Source organism: Dyadobacter chenhuakuii, assembly GCF_023821985.2.
Taxonomy (GTDB): domain Bacteria; phylum Bacteroidota; class Bacteroidia; order Cytophagales; family Spirosomataceae; genus Dyadobacter; species Dyadobacter chenhuakuii.
This window is the reverse complement of the sequence record NZ_CP098805.1, coordinates 4,868,138-4,889,324: the sequence shown is the minus strand read 5'-3', so window position 1 is coordinate 4,889,324 and position 21,187 is coordinate 4,868,138. Positions and strand designations below refer to the sequence as shown.

Annotated in this window: 19 protein-coding genes and 1 riboswitch; of the genes, 11 read left to right on the top strand and 8 right to left on the bottom strand. The window is 45.1% G+C overall.

All coding sequences use genetic code 11. The features are described 5' to 3' along the window. Positions 1-7: 7 nt before the first annotated feature. On the bottom strand, positions 8-1,207 hold the full coding sequence (locus tag NFI80_RS20415) for a hypothetical protein (protein WP_235166055.1): 1,200 nt from the start codon (positions 1,205-1,207) through the stop codon (positions 8-10). A 149-nt stretch (positions 1,208-1,356) separates the two neighbouring features. Here NFI80_RS20415 and NFI80_RS20410 point away from each other — a divergent pair, with 149 nt between their 5' ends. Together NFI80_RS20410 and NFI80_RS20405 are read left to right on the top strand one after the other, a co-directional pair. After that, positions 1,357-1,902: a hypothetical protein gene (locus NFI80_RS20410; RefSeq protein ID WP_233798959.1), complete on the top strand. Its 546-nt coding sequence runs from the start codon at positions 1,357-1,359 to the stop codon at positions 1,900-1,902. A 92-nt stretch (positions 1,903-1,994) separates the two neighbouring features. After that, positions 1,995-3,104, top strand: coding sequence for a hypothetical protein (locus NFI80_RS20405; RefSeq protein WP_235166053.1), 1,110 nt, complete (start codon positions 1,995-1,997; stop codon positions 3,102-3,104). A 164-nt stretch (positions 3,105-3,268) separates the two neighbouring features. On the opposite strand, the gene NFI80_RS20400 is transcribed toward NFI80_RS20405, so the two are convergent. The 5 genes from NFI80_RS20400 to rocD form a co-directional block, all read right to left on the bottom strand. Then, positions 3,269-6,367 (bottom strand): SbcC/MukB-like Walker B domain-containing protein, encoded by a 3,099-nt coding sequence (locus NFI80_RS20400; RefSeq protein WP_235166051.1) that lies wholly within the window; start codon positions 6,365-6,367, stop codon positions 3,269-3,271. A 3-nt stretch (positions 6,368-6,370) separates the two neighbouring features. Continuing rightward, complete coding sequence (locus NFI80_RS20395; RefSeq protein ID WP_233798962.1) at positions 6,371-7,885, bottom strand: GH3 auxin-responsive promoter family protein; 1,515 nt, start codon at positions 7,883-7,885, stop codon at positions 6,371-6,373. A gap of 143 nt (positions 7,886-8,028) precedes the next feature. Next, on the bottom strand, positions 8,029-8,283 hold the full coding sequence (locus NFI80_RS20390) for a GlsB/YeaQ/YmgE family stress response membrane protein (protein WP_026631826.1): 255 nt from the start codon (positions 8,281-8,283) through the stop codon (positions 8,029-8,031). Between the two features lie 63 nt (positions 8,284-8,346). Further along, the gene (locus tag NFI80_RS20385; protein ID WP_235166049.1) at positions 8,347-9,738 is read right to left on the bottom strand and encodes a S41 family peptidase; all 1,392 of its coding nucleotides are present in this window, start codon (positions 9,736-9,738) and stop codon (positions 8,347-8,349) included. Between the two features lie 6 nt (positions 9,739-9,744). Beyond that, positions 9,745-10,998, bottom strand: a complete 1,254-nt coding sequence (gene rocD, locus NFI80_RS20380; protein ID WP_275978144.1) for an ornithine--oxo-acid transaminase — start codon at positions 10,996-10,998, stop codon at positions 9,745-9,747. 173 nt (positions 10,999-11,171) lie between these two features. Between rocD and NFI80_RS20375 the strand changes: the two genes are divergently transcribed. The 7 genes from NFI80_RS20375 to NFI80_RS20345 all read left to right on the top strand — a co-directional run bounded on the left by NFI80_RS20375 (position 11,172) and on the right by NFI80_RS20345 (position 17,142). Beyond that, complete coding sequence (locus tag NFI80_RS20375) at positions 11,172-11,405, top strand: addiction module protein (RefSeq protein WP_235166048.1); 234 nt, start codon at positions 11,172-11,174, stop codon at positions 11,403-11,405. Beyond that, entirely contained in the window at positions 11,405-11,707 is a 303-nt protein-coding gene (locus NFI80_RS20370) for a type II toxin-antitoxin system RelE/ParE family toxin (protein WP_235166047.1), read from the top strand. Before NFI80_RS20375 ends, NFI80_RS20370 begins: the two co-directional genes overlap by 1 nt. A 45-nt stretch (positions 11,708-11,752) precedes the next feature. Then, positions 11,753-11,848, top strand: a riboswitch (TPP riboswitch). 38 nt (positions 11,849-11,886) lie between these two features. Next, the gene (locus NFI80_RS20365) at positions 11,887-14,337 is read left to right on the top strand and encodes a TonB-dependent receptor (protein WP_235166046.1); all 2,451 of its coding nucleotides are present in this window, start codon (positions 11,887-11,889) and stop codon (positions 14,335-14,337) included. A gap of 101 nt (positions 14,338-14,438) precedes the next feature. Then, the gene (locus NFI80_RS20360) at positions 14,439-15,113 is read left to right on the top strand and encodes a DUF433 domain-containing protein (RefSeq protein ID WP_235166045.1); all 675 of its coding nucleotides are present in this window, start codon (positions 14,439-14,441) and stop codon (positions 15,111-15,113) included. After that, complete coding sequence (locus NFI80_RS20355) at positions 15,110-15,511, top strand: PIN-like domain-containing protein (RefSeq protein WP_235166044.1); 402 nt, start codon at positions 15,110-15,112, stop codon at positions 15,509-15,511. The genes NFI80_RS20360 and NFI80_RS20355 overlap by 4 nt, the downstream gene beginning before the upstream one ends. A gap of 62 nt (positions 15,512-15,573) precedes the next feature. Continuing rightward, positions 15,574-16,599, top strand: a complete 1,026-nt coding sequence (hemE, locus tag NFI80_RS20350) for a uroporphyrinogen decarboxylase (RefSeq protein ID WP_235166042.1) — start codon at positions 15,574-15,576, stop codon at positions 16,597-16,599. A gap of 12 nt (positions 16,600-16,611) precedes the next feature. Then, the gene (locus NFI80_RS20345) at positions 16,612-17,142 is read left to right on the top strand and encodes a D-glycero-alpha-D-manno-heptose-1,7-bisphosphate 7-phosphatase (RefSeq protein ID WP_235166040.1); all 531 of its coding nucleotides are present in this window, start codon (positions 16,612-16,614) and stop codon (positions 17,140-17,142) included. Here the strand turns inward: NFI80_RS20345 and NFI80_RS25600 are convergent. Together NFI80_RS25600 and NFI80_RS20340 are read right to left on the bottom strand one after the other, a co-directional pair. Next, on the bottom strand, positions 17,139-17,267 hold the full coding sequence (locus tag NFI80_RS25600) for a hypothetical protein (protein ID WP_255703605.1): 129 nt from the start codon (positions 17,265-17,267) through the stop codon (positions 17,139-17,141). The two genes, NFI80_RS20345 and NFI80_RS25600, sit on opposite strands and share 4 nt — an antisense overlap. A 111-nt stretch (positions 17,268-17,378) precedes the next feature. Then, positions 17,379-18,860 carry a type III PLP-dependent enzyme domain-containing protein gene (locus NFI80_RS20340; protein WP_026631817.1) on the bottom strand — a complete coding sequence of 494 codons (1,482 nt, stop codon included), beginning with the start codon at positions 18,858-18,860 and terminating at the stop codon, positions 17,379-17,381. A 343-nt stretch (positions 18,861-19,203) separates the two neighbouring features. Here NFI80_RS20340 and NFI80_RS20335 point away from each other — a divergent pair, with 343 nt between their 5' ends. Further along, positions 19,204-19,830 carry a TetR/AcrR family transcriptional regulator gene (locus NFI80_RS20335; RefSeq protein WP_235166039.1) on the top strand — a complete coding sequence of 209 codons (627 nt, stop codon included), beginning with the start codon at positions 19,204-19,206 and terminating at the stop codon, positions 19,828-19,830. Then, positions 19,820-21,181 carry a TolC family protein gene (locus NFI80_RS20330; RefSeq protein ID WP_233798968.1) on the top strand — a complete coding sequence of 454 codons (1,362 nt, stop codon included), beginning with the start codon at positions 19,820-19,822 and terminating at the stop codon, positions 21,179-21,181. The genes NFI80_RS20335 and NFI80_RS20330 overlap by 11 nt, the downstream gene beginning before the upstream one ends. The last annotated feature ends 6 nt before the right edge of the window (positions 21,182-21,187 follow it).

The following is a 21,187-nucleotide window of genomic DNA, read 5'->3' as shown; positions in this document are numbered from 1 at the left end:
ATAATTTTCAGCGAAATAGATTCCAGGACATCGTTTGATCCAACAGCATGAATAACTTCATAGGAAGTGGTTCCAGCCATAAAATCTTGTTATAACCCATATAAAAAACCTGCGGATGCCCGACACAAATGAGCATTGTAAAAAAAAGTATAAGCTTCAATGACGATAGGGACGCCGTTTTATACAAAATGAAAAATGCGGCAAGTATAAAAGGGAAACCATAGGAAAGCGCCCGGTCGATATCATGTACGTAAATGCCTGTTGCTAAGAGGATTGAAAAGCCAATAAACAATGCGCCGATCAGCCAGTAACGCCTGGTAAGGAATAACGCCAGCAAAGCACTTCCCATTAACAGCCAAGTCCCTTCAAAAGCCGACCAGATGCTGCTGCCAAGCCCGTTCCGGTGTGCGCTGGCAAACAAAACGGGCGTTCCGATGGTTGAATAGCTGTGATTGGGAAAGTAGGTGGCCAGAACATAATTCCGGACTCCGAAATAGCAGATCCAGGCGATCCATACAACAACACTCTCGCCCAGCAATCCGGCCTTAATCATCCCTGAAAGGCTGAAATCGTTCTTTTCGTAAGCTTTTACAACAATCCACCAAAGCAGCAGATAACCGCCCGCGACAACCGCTCGCTCGTCTGTAAAAAAGGCGATTTGTAATGAAATAAAAATGACGAAAGGGTTACGGCTGAGCAATGCTGTCAGCAGGAAAAAGTAGGCAAAACCATCACCGTAGCCGTGAATGTCTGCGAATGTCCAGACACTGACGAAGATATTTGCAATGGCAAGGACAAAAAAACCGGTGATGACTTTGTCCCCCGAAACCTTAAAAATATACTTGCCAATATTATGAAGAAATAATACACCGCATAACGCCTGCGCCATCAGGATCAGGACTACATTATGATTGGTAAGGAATGACAGGAACGGCAATGTCCATCTCAGGATCATATTTTCACGGCGGACATCGTAGTCCATGTCTTTCGGATGAAAAAGATCTTGTGCCTGATTTTGGATAAAAACCCATGCATCAAGTTTTGCACCATTGGTTTTCAGATGTGAGACAAGCAGCGAATAAGGCGGAAATGCGAGAAAAAGAGAAATCAGGACAGACAAAAGCGCCAGTTTCAACAACCAGTTTTTGTCCGATAATTTCGCTGCAAACCAGGAACTAAAAGACTCGTAGAAATTCTCTAAAAGCATAAACTCGTGTAGGGCAAATTGTACCCAAATATACATTTTAATGTTACATACAATGACAGGCTGCGTTTACACCCACAAACCATTTTTTAATATCAGCGTATATAGATAAATCGTAAATACTATACTATTTTTGGAAAAATTTAGATTTTTTGAAAAGACTTCTATCCATAGCGCTTCTGGGTTTACTCTTGTACAACACGTTTGGACTAGCTGTTGCCGTGCTATGTTTTGATAGGGAATTTGAAACTGCCGAAAAGTCCGAAATTGCTTTAAAACACGAAGTTTTGGCCATTCCTGCGCCGTCTCTTCCTTATACGACTTCCTGGGAAAACGAAGATGGAACGGCCGGTCTGATCAAAAAAGATGGTGAATTTTACAATGTTGTTCATCAAAAAATCGAGAACGATACCCTGTTCGTCACACTCCAGTCCAACGCCTCGGCGCGTGAACGGTTCTTTGAGCTAGCGGGCAGTATGAATGATTTGCCGGAAAGTGATCTGGCTAAAAAATCACCCTCTAAGCGAGCGCTGAAACTACTTAATGACCTGGTCAAAAGTTATTTGCCCATTGAAACGCGCTCACAGCTGGCCTTTGAATGTTATCAGCTGACCAATTCCGTTTCTTTCCCCGACTATTTCGCTTTATTACCATCTTCCCCCCGTCTGGCCGAATCGCCTCCGCCTGAATTGTCTTAGTTTTTAAGGACTTTATAAATAACTGTGGCTCAGCTTCCTATTTGGGAATTGCTGCTGCTATGTTCCATTTTATATTTCAAAAATCTAAGACAATGAAAAATATATTTACACTCCTGTTTACGGTGTGCCTTTTGATCACGCAATTTACAAATGATATTTTCGCCCAAGGCTGTGTGGCTATTCGCGGCATGAGCCATGCCGGCGCGACTTCTGCGGATTTCTTTAAACAACAAAACGGTAAATTCCAGGTAAATGCCGGATATCGCTTTTTCAGGTCATACAAACATTTCCGCGGCGACCATGAAGAGAAGGAGCGCGTGGAGCAGGGAACGGAGGTGATCAATGTGGCGCATGCACTGGATTTAGGACTTACTTATCAGCCTAATATGCGTTGGTCTATTTCGGTAACATTGCCTGTTCAGCACAATGACCGCTCGTCGCTATACGAACATTATGGAAATGCCATTACTGCGAATCCGGAGCAAAAACGCTTTCATACAAGCTCCAAAGGAATTGGTGATTTGAGAATTTCTACAAGTTACTGGCTACGTGATCCCATGAAGATGCCGAAATTCAATGTTGCCATCGGCGGTGGCATTAAACTTCCAACTGGCGATAAGGCGGTGGAAGGTGAATTTCACAAACTGGACAAGGAAGGCAATGATTACACGATCGTAAAACCGGTGGATCAGTCGATTCAGCTTGGCGACGGCGCTGTCGGATTCTTTCTGGAAACGCAGGGATACCTTTCCTTTACGCCCCGGACGGCGCTATATTTCAACGGTTTCTATTTGTCCAATCCCAAAGAGCATAACGGCGTCAACCGGAACCCGCAATCGGCAACTATCGACCCCATCGTAGGCTATTTCGCCGCCGTAGACCAATTTGCAGCCCGCCTTGGTGTAAGCCAGTCATTAGGTGGTGGATTTTCTGTATTACTAGGCGGTCGCGCAGAAGGCGTTCCATCTAGCGACCTGATCGGCAGCAGCAAGGGTTACCGCCGTCCGGGATACGTGATTTCCGGCGAACCAGGCGTTGCCTACATCAAAAACAAATTTTCAGCATCCCTCTCCGTCCCCATCGCCCTCTATCGCAACCGGACAAAAAGCTATGCTGACAAGCAGGATGTCACTGGAAAATCGCACGGCGACGCCGCATTTGCAGATTATCTGATATCTTTTAGTGTAAGTCGCTGGTTTTAACAAAAACAATCCCGGAGGGATATAATCTTGGTAGCAATATGATAATAACAAATGTTAGAAATCCCAGAGGGATGCAACAATGTGTACGCCGTTGCATCCCTCCGGGATTTGATGTTCGTTCATTCGCTTTATTTGCTACCGATATTTCATCCCTCTGGGATTTATCACTTCCAACTGGGCATAATCCGGCTTCCTTCCTCGGTCTCTTGAATGCTCAGATACGTTTGAATCTCCTGTTGCAGGTCTTCCACATGGCTGATGATGCCAACTATCCGATTCTCCTTCCGCAACGATTTCAGGGTTTCAAAAACAGTTTGCAATGCATTTTTATCCAACGAGCCAAAGCCTTCATCCAGGAAGAAGAAATTATGCTTCGAACCGTTCCTGACGTGAATGTGATCGGCAAGGGCTAATGCTAATGACAGCGCGGCCTGAAATTTCTGGCCGCCTGATAATGTTTTCAGCAAGCGCAGATGTCCGCCGTTGAGCAAATCGCGGACCCAAAAACTGTTGCCTTCGCCCAATTCCAGATGCAGCTGCTGATGCGTCATTTGATGGAAGCGATGGTTGGCGGCCTGGATGAGATTTTGGAGGTAAATGCTGGATGCATAATCCACAAAACCGCTGGAACGGAACAGCTTGGTAAGATCGTCCAGATGTTCTTTTCGTAATTGCAAACGGGCTTTTTCAGTTAGTAATGCTGCTTTTTTAGCCAGATCTTCGGCCATTTTTTTCAGTAGCCGGTCTAATCCGCCTTCTTCTTTACGGAATGCATTGAGGTTTTCAGTTAATGTTTCTTTTGCCTTAATGACCGTTTCGTGCTGCTCAGGATCGTATTGCTGCTCCGTATTTTCCTTTAAAAGATTGTCCAGATCCCGTGAAGTCGTATCCAGAGCATATTTAAATGTCTCAATCGCCTTTCTTTCGGACTCAATCTGAATAGGCTTTTGCAAAATCGATTTCACCTGATCGTCGGATTCAAAATTGAATGCTCTTAACTGCGCCTCCACAGTGATTTGCAATTCAGCGAGGTCGCGCTGACTGGAATCCAATGTTGTTTTTAATGTCTGCTGGGCACCGGAGAGCACATCTTTTTCTTTCTGCACTTCATCAAGATCCTTTTCTGATTTTTCAAACAGGCTGGTAATTTCTTTATAACTGCTTTTGAAGGCTGTAATTTTTTCTAAAATTGCTGCTTTCGGTTGATCTTCAAATTCGCGCAAATTGACCTTTTGAAGTTGGCCTGCCAATGTTAGAACTGTGTTTTCAAAGCGCAGGATTTCATCTTTCAAACTTTGCAACGGCTTCTCAATCTTCTCCGTTTTTTCAAGATTCTCCGTTTCAATTTTCAAAGACAAAGCCTTAATCGCCGCGTCCGCCTCCTTTATTTCAGACTGATTTTTAGTAATCTCTGTAAAATGCTTTTCAAAACCCGCACGATCATTTTTATCAAATTTATTCCAAACAAAAAGCTTCTCATGTGCTTCAATCTGCACTTTTGCGTCCGTCCAGCGCTGCTTAATGGTCGCTTTCAGCTTTTCGAGATTGTCGATTTGATTGTAAATTCTTTCAACCGGCGCCTGGGATGTACGGATGGCTTTTTCCTGCGCGGCTAATGTTGCAAGTACGCCTTCCGCAACTATAATGTTCTCGCTAACAGCATGATCCGCATGCAAAACAGCCGGATGATGCTCCGATCCGCACAGTGGACAAGGTTCGCCGTCCACAATCGCGCCTGCATATCGATGCAATGCGAGTTTGGTATGAAGCGAAAGCAGCTCCCGGTTTTTATCCCTCGTTTCTGCTTCTGAGTGGGTTAAAAATGTTTGGATAGACTGCTGAAAAGCTTCTAGTGTAGCATTTTCAGCAAGATTAAGCTGGAATTTGGCATTAATGTCGTCGATTTTCGCAATTAACATTTGTTGCTGGGCAGTAATGTCCGCCTGCAATGTTTCCGCCTCGGTTTTTACGGATTGCCGCTTTTCAATTAATGCATCGCAAGTCGTGAACCAGGCCTTGATCTCACTGATTTCCTGAATGTCCGAAAGGGCATTTTTACGTTGCTCATTTTCAGATTCCTTTTCCTGCTTTTGTTTGGTTAAGCGGGTTATGGATGCTTCTTTTTCTTTCAGTTGCTCATTTCCACGCGTTAACGCTTCTTTCCTTTTTTCCGCAGAAACCCTGTTATCAATGATTTGAATGATCTTCTCCAGCTCATCCGCCGTATCAAGCAGTTCTTCACGTTTTTCGTATTGCGGTTGCAGGCGGGTTAGTAACTCCTGTTGTTTTTCGGCCAGCTTTGTGAGCTCGTCCAGGCGTATTTTGTTGTTTTCAACTATTTTCTGATCCCGGGCAATACCCGCATTCAATGTATTTTTTTGATCTAAAATGGATTTGAAATGAATAGAGCACGTTTCGAAGATCTTCAACATTACCTCCCGTTCCAGCATAACCGGACGCTCGGCTTCTAATGTTTGCAGCTGCGTTTGCAGCAACCTAACTTTTTCAGCGGTCAATTTCAGTTTTTGAAATGCCGTTTCCAGTTCGGTTTGGATGCGTAGTTCTTCGCTTACTTTCTGGATTTCAAGCCTGACTTCGTCCCGACGCTTTTCTTCCGCTGCCACCATTTCGCCCGTCACTTCGCCTACGCCTGTCAGCTGGCCGTCCACATTGGACATGGCGAGGTCATTTTGCTTGGTTAATGAACCTACATTCCGGCTCAAATCATATTTTTCGAGCTGGAAAAGCTCTTTCATCATCCGCGTCCGGTCGGCGTCGCGCAGCTCGATGAATTCCTGGAAACGGCCCTGGGGAATAATGATTGTGCGCCGAAAATTGTCATAGCTCAGGCCAATGATCGTTTCTGCATTCTCATTTTCCGGAAGCGGCACCCAGTTTTCGTCCTGCCACACATAGCCGCGACGGTCGAAGGTTTTTACGTCTTTGAAATTTTTACTATTCCGTTTTCCCCGAACGGTGAAACGGTAACGATCTCCATTTTTCCCTGCAATGCATTCAAAATCAATGGCTAACTCATCAGAACGGAGGTTCATCATGTTGTACGTGCGGTCGTCGCCCTTGCTATTGAGCCGCTCGGTGTCCCCGTACAAGGCGAATGTGATTGCTTCAAGTATGGATGATTTTCCGCTTCCTACCGCGCCAAAAATCCCGAACAATGATGCGTCCGTTAACGCATTAAAATGGATTTCCTGCTCGGTCTGGTAGGAATACAGACCTTTGATTTTGAGATAAATAGGGATCATGTGCTATAAACTTGCCAGCAGATCATCCAGATATTCCCGGCTGTTGCTTAGTCTTGGAACTTTGTTTTGTCCGCCCAGCTTGTGGAGTTTTCCCATCCAGGCATAGAATGTGCCCGATGGAACAAAATGGACTTTGGGCATCAGCAGCGCCATATCTTTGTATCGTTTGGCGTCGTAATCCGAATTAACTTCGCGCAACGCTTCGTCGAGCAAGGCGATGAAATGTTCGCGGTCGTCGGGCTCTTTGGTAAATTCAATGATCCACTCGTGCCTTCCGCGCGAGCCGTCGCCCATGTAAACAGGCCCGGCTGTGTAATTCGCCACCAGCGAATCGGTTTTTTGAGTTGCTATTTTAACTGCATAATCCGCATTCTCCACAATCACCTCCTCACCAAATGCATTGATAAAATGCTTCGTCCGGCCACTTACTTTTAACCTGAATGGATAAGTTGAAGTAAATTTCACCGTGTCCCCAATCAGATAGCGCCATAAGCCGGCATTTGTAGAAATAACCAGCGCGTAATTTTTACCAATCTCAACCTCATCCAAAAGCAACGCCTTCGGATGCGGCTTACCGACTTCTTCCACGGGAACGAACTCATAAAAAATGCCATAATCCAGCATTAACAGCATTTCTCCAACGCGATTTACGTCGTCCTGGATGGCAAAAAACCCTTCGGAAGCGCTGTAAGTTTCGAGATATAACACTTGGTCGGAAGGGAAATATTTGGTCATAAAGAGATCCCTGTATGGCTCAAAAGAAACCGCGCCATGGACGAAAACCTCGAAATTGGGCCACACTTCAAGCATATTTTTCTTGCCCGTCAGTTCGAGAATCTGGTCCAGCAGCACAATGGTCCACGTTGGAACACCGAGAATGCTTGTTACATCCTCCTGCGAGCATATAGACGCCATTTTTTCCAATTTGCTTTCCCAATGATCCATTAAGGCAACATCCAGTGGTGGCGTTCGCATAAACTCGGCCCAGGAAGGCAGATTTTGCATAATAACCGCCGAAACGTCGCCAATTTGGGTATAGTCATCAAATGGATTGGCATGCAATGTGCCCCCTATCGACAAACCTTTACCATCAAAAACCCGCGTATCAGGCCGGTTATTGATGAGCAATGTCATCATATCCTTACCGCCTTCGTAATGGCATTCTTCCAACGCTTCGGGCGAAACGGGCAGGAACTTGCTTCTTGCATTGGTAGTCCCGGAAGACTTTGAGAACCAGTCGATCTGCGACGGCCACATCACATTCGGCTCACCCCGCAGGACGCGTTCAATATAGGGATAAATTTCTTCGTAAGTTGAAACGGGCACCTGGTCCTGGAACTCTTTGACATTCCGGATCTGGCCATAATTGTATTTACTCCCCCATTCCGTATAACGCGCGGTTTCAATTAATTCAGAAAAAACGCGCTCCTGGGTTTCAATCGGGTTTTTCATAAACTGCTCGATCCTTTCGAAGCGTCGCTTCAAAAACCAGACAGTCATATCGTTAACCAGCTTCATGAGTCAATCAGTTAGGAACTTTGGCATTTCATCGGCATTGCATCCGCATTGCATTCGCATTGCAATTTGTAAAAATAGCAATAAAAAATGGTGGGAGAACAGTTTGAACATGTTCCTCCACCATACATTTCAGGATAAGCCGGTTAAGACCTCGTGCTAAACTTTCTATAAATAAAGAGCAGAATTACCGCCCCCAAAATCGCTATAAAAAGACTTCCGATATTGAAACCATCCACTGTTCCGTAGCCCAGCATGGAAGAAATCCAGCCACCTATGACTGCACCCGCGATACCAATCAAAATGGTGACGATAAAGCCGCCCGGATCTTTTCCTGGGTGAATGGCTTTTGCAATTGCGCCCGCAATGAGGCCGACGATGATCCATGTTATGATTCCCATAAAGCTCAGTTTAGTTTAATGTTTGTTTGCAGCATTAATTACAAAAACTGTGCCCTCGGAAATCTATTTATCATAGAACATATTGCTGCCGCCTGCTTTCCGGCTTATTGTCGATATAATCTCCTGATCCTCTTCCTCCTGCACTGTGCGGGCATTTTTTTGTCTGACAATGCGGTTTCCGGTGATCTTGAAAAGCGCCTCACCCAGCAACGGATCTTTGGGATTCCCGTAAGGATAAAGCAGGTTGCCCTCGCTCGCCGCAATGTCCGGCGTAAAACCGACGCTGTAATCCGACTTTTTATCCTTATTCAAAGATTTTGAAACAATAGGCTGCAAGCCCCATTTCACTTTCTTTTTGGAATCCGTCAACGTCACCGAACCCACATTCTTGCCAACCGTTTTCCCGCCAACGAGCGTCACATTCATATAAGGTTTCAAGCCGTTGATCAGCAACTCACTCGCGGAAGCCGAGCGTGACGACACCAGGAAAACCACGTCATTCAGCTGATTACCAATGTTCTGGCTTTTGCTGGCAAACTTGTCATAGAAATAAGTTTCACCGAATTTCTTCATGTTTGTCTCCGTAACCTCCGTGTTGTATTCTTTGTAATAAAAAATATCGCTGGCCGTCGCTTTGGCGATAAGACTCGCAAAGTTGGTCGCTGAACTCACATAACCACCCGGATTATAGCGCAAGTCAACGATCAACGCATTGACATTCGCATCTTTGAATTTGGTAAAAATAGCATCCAGCTTCTTGTCATATTGCTTGTTGTCGGCTTGGTAAGGCTCTGGAATAAACTGATGGTAAACCACATAGCCGATCCGGTTTGTGCCAATGTTGTAAAGCGTGTCGAAGAAAACGGGATCTTCCTGCAACACCACCGGCGTGACTTCACGCTTGGTTGTGCCGTCCGTCAAAACACCATCGGCGGAGAGCGTTGCCAATGTATAAGTGAGCTTCTCCTGCGAATTCAGTAGTTTGCTGTAATTGCTGCCCGTAAGTTTCTGATCGTTAATGCTGTTAAAAATATCGCCCCTCTTGAAGCCCGCTTTCGCCGCAGGGGAATCGGGCAGCACATAAAGCACCACGCCGATCACATTCTGGCTGCCTGTTGGTAAATAAGTCAGCTTATATTCCATCCCGGATGCTTTCGACTGGCCCCCCAGGGACGCTTCCAGCTCCTCGGCGCTTTCCTGTATCCAGGAAAACCGGTCGCCGTCGGGCCGCAACGTGGCGTCGTATTTATAAAGCAATGATTCAAAAAACGAGGCGGGATCTTTGGTATAATCCGGTTTGGTGGTCATGTCATCATTCCAGTAATACCAATATTTCATGTTATCATAAATCCACTGATTCGTCTCCGTTTCAGTCGCGGGATCTACGTTTTTTTCTTTGCAAGAAATCACCGCCGCACTTGTCAGCAGGATGGCCAGAAATAGTTTTATTTTCATAAACGGCTACGCATTTTCTAAAAATACCTGCTCTATAATGTCACAAGCCTCATTCATTTGTTCTTCATTGATGACCAAAGGTGGCGCAAAGCGGATTTTGTTACCATGCGTCGGCTTGCAGAGCAACCCTTTTTCCATCATTTTGTAACAAAGATCCATGGCCGTGTGGCTGTCTTCCGTATCATTGATCACGATCGCATTCAAAAGACCCTTTCCTCTAACGACTTCAATCAGAGAACATTGCTTTTGTAAATCCATTATTCTGTTTCTGAAAAGCTGGCCCATTTTCTCAGCATTATCCGCCAGATTTTCGTCAATAACAACCTGCAAAGCCGCCACCGTGACGGCACAAGCCAGAGGGTTTCCGCCATATGTCGAACCGTGCTCGCCCGGCGCTATCGTCAGCATCACTTCATCATCCGCCAATGCTGCTGAAACGGGCATTACACCTCCTGAAAGTGCTTTTCCAAGCACCAGAATGTCCGGCTTCACGCCTTCCCAATCGCAGGCAAGACGCTTTCCTGTTCGCCCGATGCCAGTTTGCACTTCGTCGGCGATGAAAAGCACATTGTATTTGGTACAAAGGTCCCGGACGCCTTTGAGATAACCCTCCTGAGGAACTACGACGCCAGCCTCGCCCTGGATCGGCTCGACCATAAAACCTGCAATGTTCGGATCGGATTTAAATGCATTTTCCAATGCTTCGAGATCATCAAAAGGGATTATTTCAAAACCTGGCAAAAACGGCCCGTAATCATTCGTGCTCGAAGGGTCCGTGGAAGCAGAAATCGCAGCCAATGTCCTTCCCCAGAAATTGCCCGAAGCGTAAATCGTTTTGGCCTTATTGGGCTCAATTCCTTTTACTTTATAAGCCCATTTTCTCGTCAGCTTCAATGCCGTTTCCCCGCCTTCCACGCCGGAATTCATCATTAATGCTTTATCAAAGCCAAAATACTCACAAAGAAATTTCTCACATTCACCCAGCTTATCATTATAAAAAGCCCGCGAAGTAAGCGTCAGCTTCTGCGCCTGCGCAACCATCGCCTCTACAATTTTCGGATGACAATGTCCCTGACTCACAGCACTGTAAGCAGACAGAAAATCCAGATATCGTTTTCCTTCCACATCCCACACATGCACACCCAGCCCGCGTTCCAGCACGACTGGCATCGGCTTATAATTATGCGCCCCATAGCGATATTCCAGGTCCATCGCCGCCCGCGAAGCATTCAATTCAATTGTGTCTGTATAGTTCGTCATGGTAATTTTCGGGGTAGTCAGGTTGGTTTTATATGATATGTAAAAATAAGGAAAAGAAGATGAAGTTTAGGAAAATACAGCATTGACTGGCTGACTTTTAAAATGTTTATGTTTGTAAAGCGCAGAGTTCAGTTTTAAATGTTGAACTGATTCTTTCATAAACTGATCAGACTATGAATATCCAATATATTTCAGACAGCCAGGGCATCACAACAGGTGTTTTTATCCCAATTAACGATTGGAATGCGTTGAAAAGCAAATATTCGGAAATTGAGAAAGAAGAAGCCAATAACATCCCGCAGTGGCACAAAAACGTTGTTTCCGACAGATTGGCAAACTTCAAAAGTGATCGTAGCCAAACACTGGATTTTGATCAGGCAATAGATGACATTGAAAACAATTTTTAATGTACAAACCTGTAATCCTTCCCCTAGCAAAACAAGACATTCAGGACGCAGCCATCTGGTATAACGAGCAGCAAGCCGATCTGGGCAAGCGATTCCTGCGATTTGTCAGGAGCAAAGTCAAACGAATTTCCGAAAACCCGCAGCTATATCCAGCTCGTTATAGCGACGTCCGCACAGCCGTTCTGGATGTTTTTCCATTTATGATCCATTTTCAGGTCAACGAGAAGGAAAGGACGATTTTGATCATTGCCGTTTTGCATACAAGTCTTAATCCCGAAAATTGGTCGAGAAGAAAACAATAAATTAACAAAGCTTGAATCATCCGCTGTTGTGGCGTAGCTTTGCAGGATAATCTCAAGGGGTGCCCTACCGAACGGGCTGAGATCAAACCCATGAACCTGATCCGGGTAATGCCGGCGTAGGGAGAGAAAAAGCAACCATTTGATAGGTGGCCCCTGCCTGTTGTAACCCAAAAATCGCAATGCGAAATGTTACTACCTATCTGTTTATATTCATAATCAGCACATTACCATTCCGTTCTGCGTTCGCGCAACGCTCCATTTCCGGCCGCGTTACCGATGCGGAAGATGGAAAACCACTGCCCGGCGCAACCATCAAAGCAGGCGAAATCCGCGGCACGCAGACCGATGGTTCAGGAAATTTCAGCTTAAAGAACATTGCAGAGAACATCGCCGCCCTCGAAGTGTCCTACATCGGTTACCAAACTCAAAAACTGCCCCTTTCATCCGAAAACCAATTGGAAATAAGGCTTTCCAAAAGCACTTTCCAGGCGGATGAAGTGATCATTAACGCCACCCGCGCCAACGACAAATCGGCCATGGCATACAGCACGGTTTCTGCCGAAGCCATTGATAAACAAAATCTTGGACAGGATTTACCCGTTCTGCTCAACTTCACGCCTTCGCTCGTGAGCACGAGTGATGCGGGTGCGGGCATCGGTTACTCGGGCATCCGCATACGCGGCTCGGATGCGACGCGCATCAATGTGACGGTAAACGGGATTCCTTACAATGATGCCGAAAGTCAGGGTGTTTTTTGGGTTAATATGCCGGATTTTGCTTCGTCGGTTAGCAGCATTCAAATCCAGCGTGGCGTGGGCACTTCTACCAATGGCGCTGGGGCTTTCGGTGCTTCGGTGAACATTAATACAAATGCATTCCGCGAGGAAGCTTATGCGGAGCTGAACAATTCTTATGGCTCATTCAATACATTCAAAAACACATTGAAAGTCGGTTCCGGGCTGATTAAGGATAAATTCACCTTTGATGCGAGACTATCGCGGGTGTCGTCGGATGGTTATGTGGACCGGGCTTCTTCGGAATTGCACTCTTATTATTTGTCAGGAGGCTTTTTTGGTAAAAAGAGTTTTGTGCGGGTAAATGTGTTTTCGGGCAACGAGCGGACTTACCAATCCTGGAATGGCGTGCCGGAAGCCAAGTTGCGCGGCGATCGGGAAGGCGTTTTGAGCTATATTGATCGCAATGGTCTGGGCGAAAAAGATGCGCAGAACCTGCTCGATTCGGATAACCGGACTTACAATTCTTACACTTATAAAAATGAGGTGGATAATTACCGCCAGGACCATTACCAGATCGTTTCATCGCATAATCTGAGCGATAAATGGATCTTTAACCTCAATGCATTTCTGGTTCGCGGCTTGGGTTATTATGAGCAATCCAGAATGGGCGACGATTACAGCAATTACAATTTGCCCAATGTGGTTATCGGCCAGGATACGCTTACGAGCACGGATCTGATCCGTCGCCGCTGGCTGGATAATTACTTTTACGGCTCTACATTTTCATTGGAATACAACAGTTTTAAAAAGCTGACTGCAAGCTTTGGCGGCGGTTATAACAAATATGACGGCGACCATTATGGCCGAATTGTGTGGGCGCGCAATGCCGGGAACATTGAAAACGACCATCAATATTATTACAGCAAAGGCATTAAGAAGGATTTTAACATTTACGGAAAGGTTTACTATCAGCTGACGCCCAAACTCAATGCATTCGCCGATTTGCAGTTCAGAAATGTGAGTCACAACATTAAGGGAACGGACAATGATCAGATCGCCCTGGCAACGGATGAGGCCTATTCATTTTTTAATCCAAAAGCAGGCTTAACCTATCAGTTGGCGGATCAAAGTTCGGTTTATGCGTCTTATAGCGTAGGAAACCGTGAGCCTAACCGGGACGATTTTACTTCATCGACGGCTGGTTTATTTCCAAAAAGCGAACAACTGCAGAATGTGGAAGCGGGTTTCAAAACGCAGCGCGGCATCTGGGCTTTCTCGGCGAACTATTATTTGATGGCTTATAAAAATCAACTCGTATTGACCGGCCAGATCAATGACGTGGGCAACGCTATCCGAGTAAATGTGCCAAAAAGTTACCGCATGGGCATCGAGCTGGAAGGTGCCATTGCACTAAGCAAAACCTTGAAATGGAATGTAAACGCAACATTCAGCCAAAACAAGATCAATAATTTCACCGAGTATGTCATCAATTACGACACCGGCGATTACAACATGATCAACCACGGAAAATCCGACATTTCCTTTTCGCCCAACGCCATAGCCGGAAGCCAGCTGACTTACATTATCAGAAAAGACCTGGAACTGGCATTGCTAAGCAAATACGTAAGCAAGCAATATCTGGATAACACATCATCTGAAACCCGCAAGCTGGACGCTTACTTTACCAATGACGTCCGCCTTTCCTGGACGATCAGACCAACTTGGGCGAGAGAGATTTCCTTCAATTTGCTGGTCAATAATGTGCTGGAAGAAAAATACGAATCCAACGGATATACGTACGGATATTTCGCAGGCGGCGCATTAACGCAGGAGAATTTCTACTTCCCGCAAGCCGGCAGGAATTTTCTGGTTGGGGTGAATTTTAGGTTTTGATATGCCGCTTGAAAAGTCTGTGCGCACAAAATGTGGATTGTCTATAAATTGGTTTAAGTTTGGATAATACTTAGACCAATTTTCACACTATTTCTTAAAAAATGACCTACGAAAATCAAGCCACATTTGGGTTAGGAACTGGTCTTTACACCGTTCCTGATATTTCCTCCATATTAAACCTGCCTCAGCCGAAGGTCAGAAGGTGGCTTAAAGAATATTGGAACAATCAATTTGCAGGGCATCATCAACAACCGTTTTCCAGCGGTTCAGGAAGTGAATTGGTGACGAACTTCTATACATTAATTGAGTTCTTCGCATTTTACCAGCTTAGGCAGGAAGGTGTGACCACGCAAAAGATCATTAAGGCTCACAATGTGCTAAGCGAAACGTTTGAAACGCAATATCCATTTGCGAAGTCTAATATATTTACCGACGGCCGTCACGTATTGTTTACGGGTAAAGTCGGTGAAATAATCAAGGCTGACGAGACTTTACAGATAACTATTAAGGAGGTTTTTGAGCCTTTTTGCAAGAAAATAGATTTTAACAAAAACAACCTTGCTGAGCGATTTTTTCCGCTAGGAAAAGACCATAGCATTGTAATTGATCCGAAAAGGCAGTTCGGGCAGCCTGTGATTGGCACTACCAATATTCTCTCCGAAAGTGTTTTCAATTTATTCCGCGGTGGCGAGCCAGTTGAAGTGATCCAACGACTTTATGACTTGACCCAGGCGCAGGTGAAAGATGCGATTTCCTATCATCAGCACGCGGCATGACCAGGATTTATATAGACGAAAACATCTCCCCACACATCGCATCTGCATTGGATATTTTAGAAAAACCGCTTGGTTCCGACTTTGAGGTTGTTTCCATTGTAAGTGTCTTTGGCAAAGGTGCTTTGGACGAGGAATGGTTGCCTAAAATCGGTGCTGAAGGTGCAGTAGTCATTACGCAAGACCTGAACATTCACAGAACAAAAAGTCAGCGAAGGCTTTTTAAAGAACATCAGGTTGGTGTCTTTTTTTTAAGCCCTCCTTCCAAAAACGGCTACCATTATTGGGAAATGGTTGAACAGATCATTAAACGCTGGCAGGAGATTAGAAAGCTTTGCCGAGAGCGACGGCCATTTGCCTTTCGCTGCACTTCCAGAAGCAGCAATTTCGAGCGGTTGTAGTTGATGCACTTTTCTTGACAAATTAAGGTGTGGGCTTGCCGCTTTCTGCCTAACTTTGCCGCATGGAATTGAAAAATGATCTTTTGCTTCGGGCGGCGCGTGGGGAGAAAACAGAACGCACGCCTGTTTGGATGATGCGGCAGGCGGGCCGGATTTTGGCTGAATACAGGGCCGTTCGCGAGACGGCCGGAAGTTTTATCAAGCTGGCTACAACGCCGGAAATGGCGGCTGAGGTTACATTGCAACCCGTTGATTTATTGGGCGTTGACGCAGCCATCATCTTTTCTGACATTCTGGTGATTCCCGAAGCGATGGGGCTGCCTTATGAAATGGTAGAAAAAAGCGGGCCGATTTTCCCGGCAACGGTTCATACGATTCAAGATCTTGACAGACTGCACATTGCGGAGCCGGAAACGGATTTGAAATATGTTTTGGACGCTATTAAGCTCACAAAAGAAGGCTTATACGGACGTGTTCCCCTGATCGGTTTCGCGGGCGCCCCATTCACGATTTTCTGTTACATGACAGAAGGCAAAGGCTCCAAAACATTCTCGGTTGCAAAAAAACACCTTTACGCGGATCCTGAATTCTCGCATTTACTACTTCAAAAAATAACGGATAGCACCATTGCTTACCTCAAAGCGCAGGTTGTAGCAGGCGCTAACCTGGTCCAGATCTTCGATTCCTGGGCCGGTATCCTATCTCCTGAGCAATACAACACATTTTCTTTGCCCTATATCAAGCAGATCTGTGACGCCATTGATGAAGTGCCCGTTACAGTTTTTGCCAAAGGCGCATTCTTCGCACGGAAGGCGATTAGTGAGCTGAATTGCGCAGTGGTTGGCCTGGATTGGAACATGGACATTGCCGAGTCGCGCGAGCTGATTCCTAATAAAACGTTGCAGGGAAATCTGGATCCCTGCGTGCTGTATGCTTCATATGACCAGATCCGGAAAGAGGTTAAAAATATGGTGCAACAATTTGGCACACAGCGTTATATCGCTAACCTGGGCCACGGGGTTTACCCGGACACTGATCCTGATAAGGTGCGTTGTTTCATCGAATCGGTTAAAGAATTTTCTTCCTAGTCACTCCTTTTTATGTCTTTACCCAAAACAAAATGCATCTTCCTCGACCGCGACGGAGTGCTGAATGAGGATTGCCCGGATTATTTATACGAACTGGAAAAACTGGTGATTCCCGAAGGCGTTCCAGAGGCGCTTAAAGCATTTAAGAAAGCAGGATTTCTGCTCATTGTGGTGACGAATCAGGCGGGGATTGCAAAAGGGCTTTACACGGCAGCTAATGTTCATGCGATCCACCAAGCGATGCAAAAAGTCTCCGATAATGCATTGGACGACCTTTATTTCTCGCCTTATCACCCGAGCGTTTCAGGCGTTTCGCTTTCCAGAAAACCGGGTTCCCTTATGCTGGAAAAGGCGATTGCGAAATATAATATAGACGTAACACAGTCCTGGATGATCGGGGACCGTGACAGGGATATGGAGGCTGGGAAAAATGCGGGTGTGAGAACAATTCAGATTGTTCCCGAAAATGAAGCTTCAACTGGCGATTTTGCTGCTGTAAGTTTATTTGAGGCAGCTAAAATAATCCTGGAAGGTAAAATTTAGACTCTTTCAGCTGCGACCGGCTGCGTAATTTTCTGCGTAGAACCGTAAGCCGGGCAAGCATGTTTGGTGCAAGATGCAAATGCAAGCGAACCGCAAATAGTAAGGAGAAGTAATAACTTTTTCATTTTCCTGTTCGTGTAAAATTTTGTCACCGCAAAAATATAAAAAATAATTCTTTGAATGAGCGTTTTAGTTGGACTAATAACGAACTCATTCAAAGAACTTTATATCAAAGGTCAGATTTTTGTTTCGACCAATTCTTCCTCTTCGTCAATCGGCTGCATTTCCGTTCCGACATTCTTTTCAGGAACCACAAACGATTCTTCTTTAAAGCCTAAAATTTTAAGCATCGAATCGCTGTTCTGCTCTTCTGCAAAAACGCGCGTTACAATCTTGCCATCTTCGTCCTTATCCACCAAAACGTGTTTAGGGGCCGGGATCAGGCAATGCTGAATGCCGCCATAACCTCCCAGAGATTCCTGGTAAGCGCCGGTATGGAAGAATCCGATGTATTGTTTTTCCGAATCTTCTTCAAAAATCGGCATATACAAGTCAGCGCTGTGCATTTCGCTGTTGTAGAAATCCTGCGAATCACACGTTAATCCACCGAGATTGACCTTTTGATAAGGACTATCCCAGTTATTGATTGGCAGCATGATGTATTTCTGGTTCATGCCCCAGGAGTCGGGAAGCTGCGTAATGAACGAGCCGTTGATCATATACCAAAGCTCCTTATCGTTTTGCAGCTTTTTGTCAATGATTTCATAAATCACCGCGCCGCTTTCACCCACAGTATAACTGCCGAATTCCGTAAAAATATGTGGAACAGGCACATTGTTCTTGTTGCAGATCCACTGAATGTTCTCAATGATCTCGTCGATCATCTGCTGATAATCGTAGCCAGCCTGCAAAGAAGTCTGGATTGGCAACCCGCCACCAATGTCGATGGAATCCAGCTCAGGACAAATTTTCTGCATTTCGCAGTATTTGAACATAAACCGGGTTAATTCACTCCAGTAATAAGCACTGTCCTTAATCCCCGTATTAATAAAGAAATGCAGCATTTTGAGCTTAAACCGAGGATTCGGTTCAATTTTTTCCTTATAAAGCTGTTGCACATCATTATAACGGATCCCCAGACGCGACGTATAAAAAGCAAAATTCGGCTCCTCATCCGTAGCAATACGCATCCCAAAATTGACCGTATCGGCTGTAACCTGCTGTTCGTATGATTCAATTTCTTTGAGGTTATCCAAAATGGGGATAACATTGAACCCTTCGTTGATCAACTCGCTGAGATACTGCGTGTAACGTGGCAGCTTGTAACCATTGGCAAGCACGTAAGTGTTTTTGGTTACCTTACCCCGGCGATACAATTCGCGGATAATGGGAACATCAAAAGACGAAGAAGTTTCGAGATGTATATTATGCTTCAAAGCCTCTTCCAGCACGAAGCTGAAATGCGAAGATTTGGTGCAATAACAATAAGTGTAGCTTCCTTTATAATTATGTCTTTTGAAAGCATTCCGAAAAAACATGTTTGCGTTCTCGATATGCTCCCCTATTTTCGGCAAATAATTGATTTTTAACGGCGTACCATGTTCTTTGATGATATCCATCAGTGGTACATTGTTGAACAGCAACTCATTATTATCAACATTGAACTCCATTGTAGGAAACTCGAATGTCTGCTGAATCAGGTCAATGTAGCTTTTCATTGATTTGTTTGTCGCGATAGCAATTAGTGAATTGGAAGTTAATAACTAAGACAAAAGACCCGAAAATTGGTCAGAATATGTGTCATTTCCAAACATCAGCAAGATGTAAATCATTCCCTCACCGGCGCATTTTATCTGGGTATTTGCCAAGTTCATACCTGAAATTTTCCGCTTAATAAGTTTTTGATTGGTCAAACGGACAATACGGACCTACTTTTGAGCTTCTCAGTGCTGATATGCTATTATAACCGTCTGAATGCAAGCACATAGGGAACGACAGAAAACTTTCAGCATTTTCAAAGTTTTCTTAGTTTATTTCGAGCTAATATTTCAAATTTGCTTTGTGAAAGAGCGAATTATAAAATCAGCCCTAAGTCTGTTCTGGCGCTATGGAATCAAGAGCGTTACCATGGATGATATTGCCAAAGATCTGGGGATTTCAAAACGGACCATTTACCAGCATTATTCCGACAAAGAGGCCATTCTGGCATTGGTAATCCAGAAAGAAATCATGGATCAGAAGTGTGAGATTGAGAAACTGGAAGAAAAAGCAGCCAATCCAATCGAGCAGATCATGCATTCATCGACGCAAATGCAGAACACGCTTTCTGAAATGAACCCGGCCTTATTATATGATCTGAAAAAATATTACCCGAAGGCATGGGAGCAATTTGAAACGTATAAGCATGAGTTTCTGCTCAAAAATATCCGCGAAAACCTCGTAAGTGGCATTGAGCAGGGCCTTTACCGACCTGATATCGATGTGGATATTCTTGCGTTGCTCCGCATAGAACAAATTGTGCTGGCTTTCGACCCGACCGTTTTTCCACAAAAAAAATTCAGTATGATGCATACCCAAATGCAGTTCCTGCTCCACTTTTTGAGAGGAATTTTATCAGAAAAAGGATTTGAATATTACCACACCATAAAAGACAGATCAGCAATTGAAATCAATACCCATGAAAAATGAACAAATAATACGCCGCAGCCTGATGTTGCTGGCGATTTTACTCGCCTTCGGTCCGCTCCGCGCGCAGGATTTCTCCCTGGAACAAGCCGTCGATTATGCGGTCAAGCATAATTTGAACATTAAAAATGCACAGTTGGATGCCCTTTCTGCGGAAGCAAGAATTGGTGAAATCAGGGCGGCGGGATTGCCTCAGTTGAGTGCGGCCGTTTCGGTGACCAATAACATTATTATCCCCCGGTTTTTCCTTCCTGCCAATGCGTTTGATCCGACAGCTCCTGCCGACGCGCCTCCCGCTGCGGTTGAATTCGGGATTCCGTGGCAAGGTTCGGCTTCTGCCAATCTGAACCAGCTTATTTTCAACGGTTCTTATTTTATTGGTCTAAAAGCCGCGGCAACCTATCGTGAGCTGGCGCAGAAATCGACTACTTCTTCGAAAGTGCAAGTGGCTGAGTCGGTTACCAAGGCCTATTATTCCGCACAAGTTGCGGAGGAACGTGCCAAGCTCCTGGATCTGAACATTTCGCGCGTGGATTCACTGATGCGTGAGACCAAAGCGATGAATGCCAGCGGATTTGTGGAGCTTCTGGATGTTAACCGTTTGGAAGTGCAGATCAATAACCTGCAAACCGAGCGCCAGAAAGTGCAGAACCTGATCGAGCTTAGCTATGCTTTATTGAAATACCAAATGGGAATGCCTGCTAATGAGCCGATTAAGCTGACGGACGACATTAATGCGGTTAATGTGGATTCTCTGAGAGCAGAACTTGGCAACCCGGATCTTAATTATGAAAACCGCATCGAATATTCATTGCTGAACACGCAGGAAAAACTGGCCGGACTGGACCTTCGCAATGTCAGGAGCGGATATCTGCCTAGCCTGTCGGCTTCGGTGGGATATGGATATAATGCCGGTTATGATAAATTCTCGCAGCTTTTTACCGACAATTGGTACAACAACATGGTGCTGACCGTGAACCTGAACATTCCGATTTTTGATGGTTTTTCTAAAAGATACCAGATCAACCAGAAAAAGATCGCCATTGATAAGGTCAAAAACAGCCAGACACTGCTGAAACAGTCGATCGATCTGGAAAATAACCAGGCGAGCATTAACATTAAAAATGCATTTGCAACCCTGGAAACGCAGAAACGCAACCTGACGCTGGCGGAGGAAATTGTAAGGGTTTCAAAAATCAAATACAAAGAAGGCGTTGGGTCAAACATTGAGGTGATCAATGCGGAATCTTCCCTGAAAGAAGCGCAGACCAATTACTTCACCGCATTGTATGATCTGATGATCGCAAAAGTGGACCTGAGCAGAGCCAAAGGCGAACTTTATACTGAAAAATAAGCATCA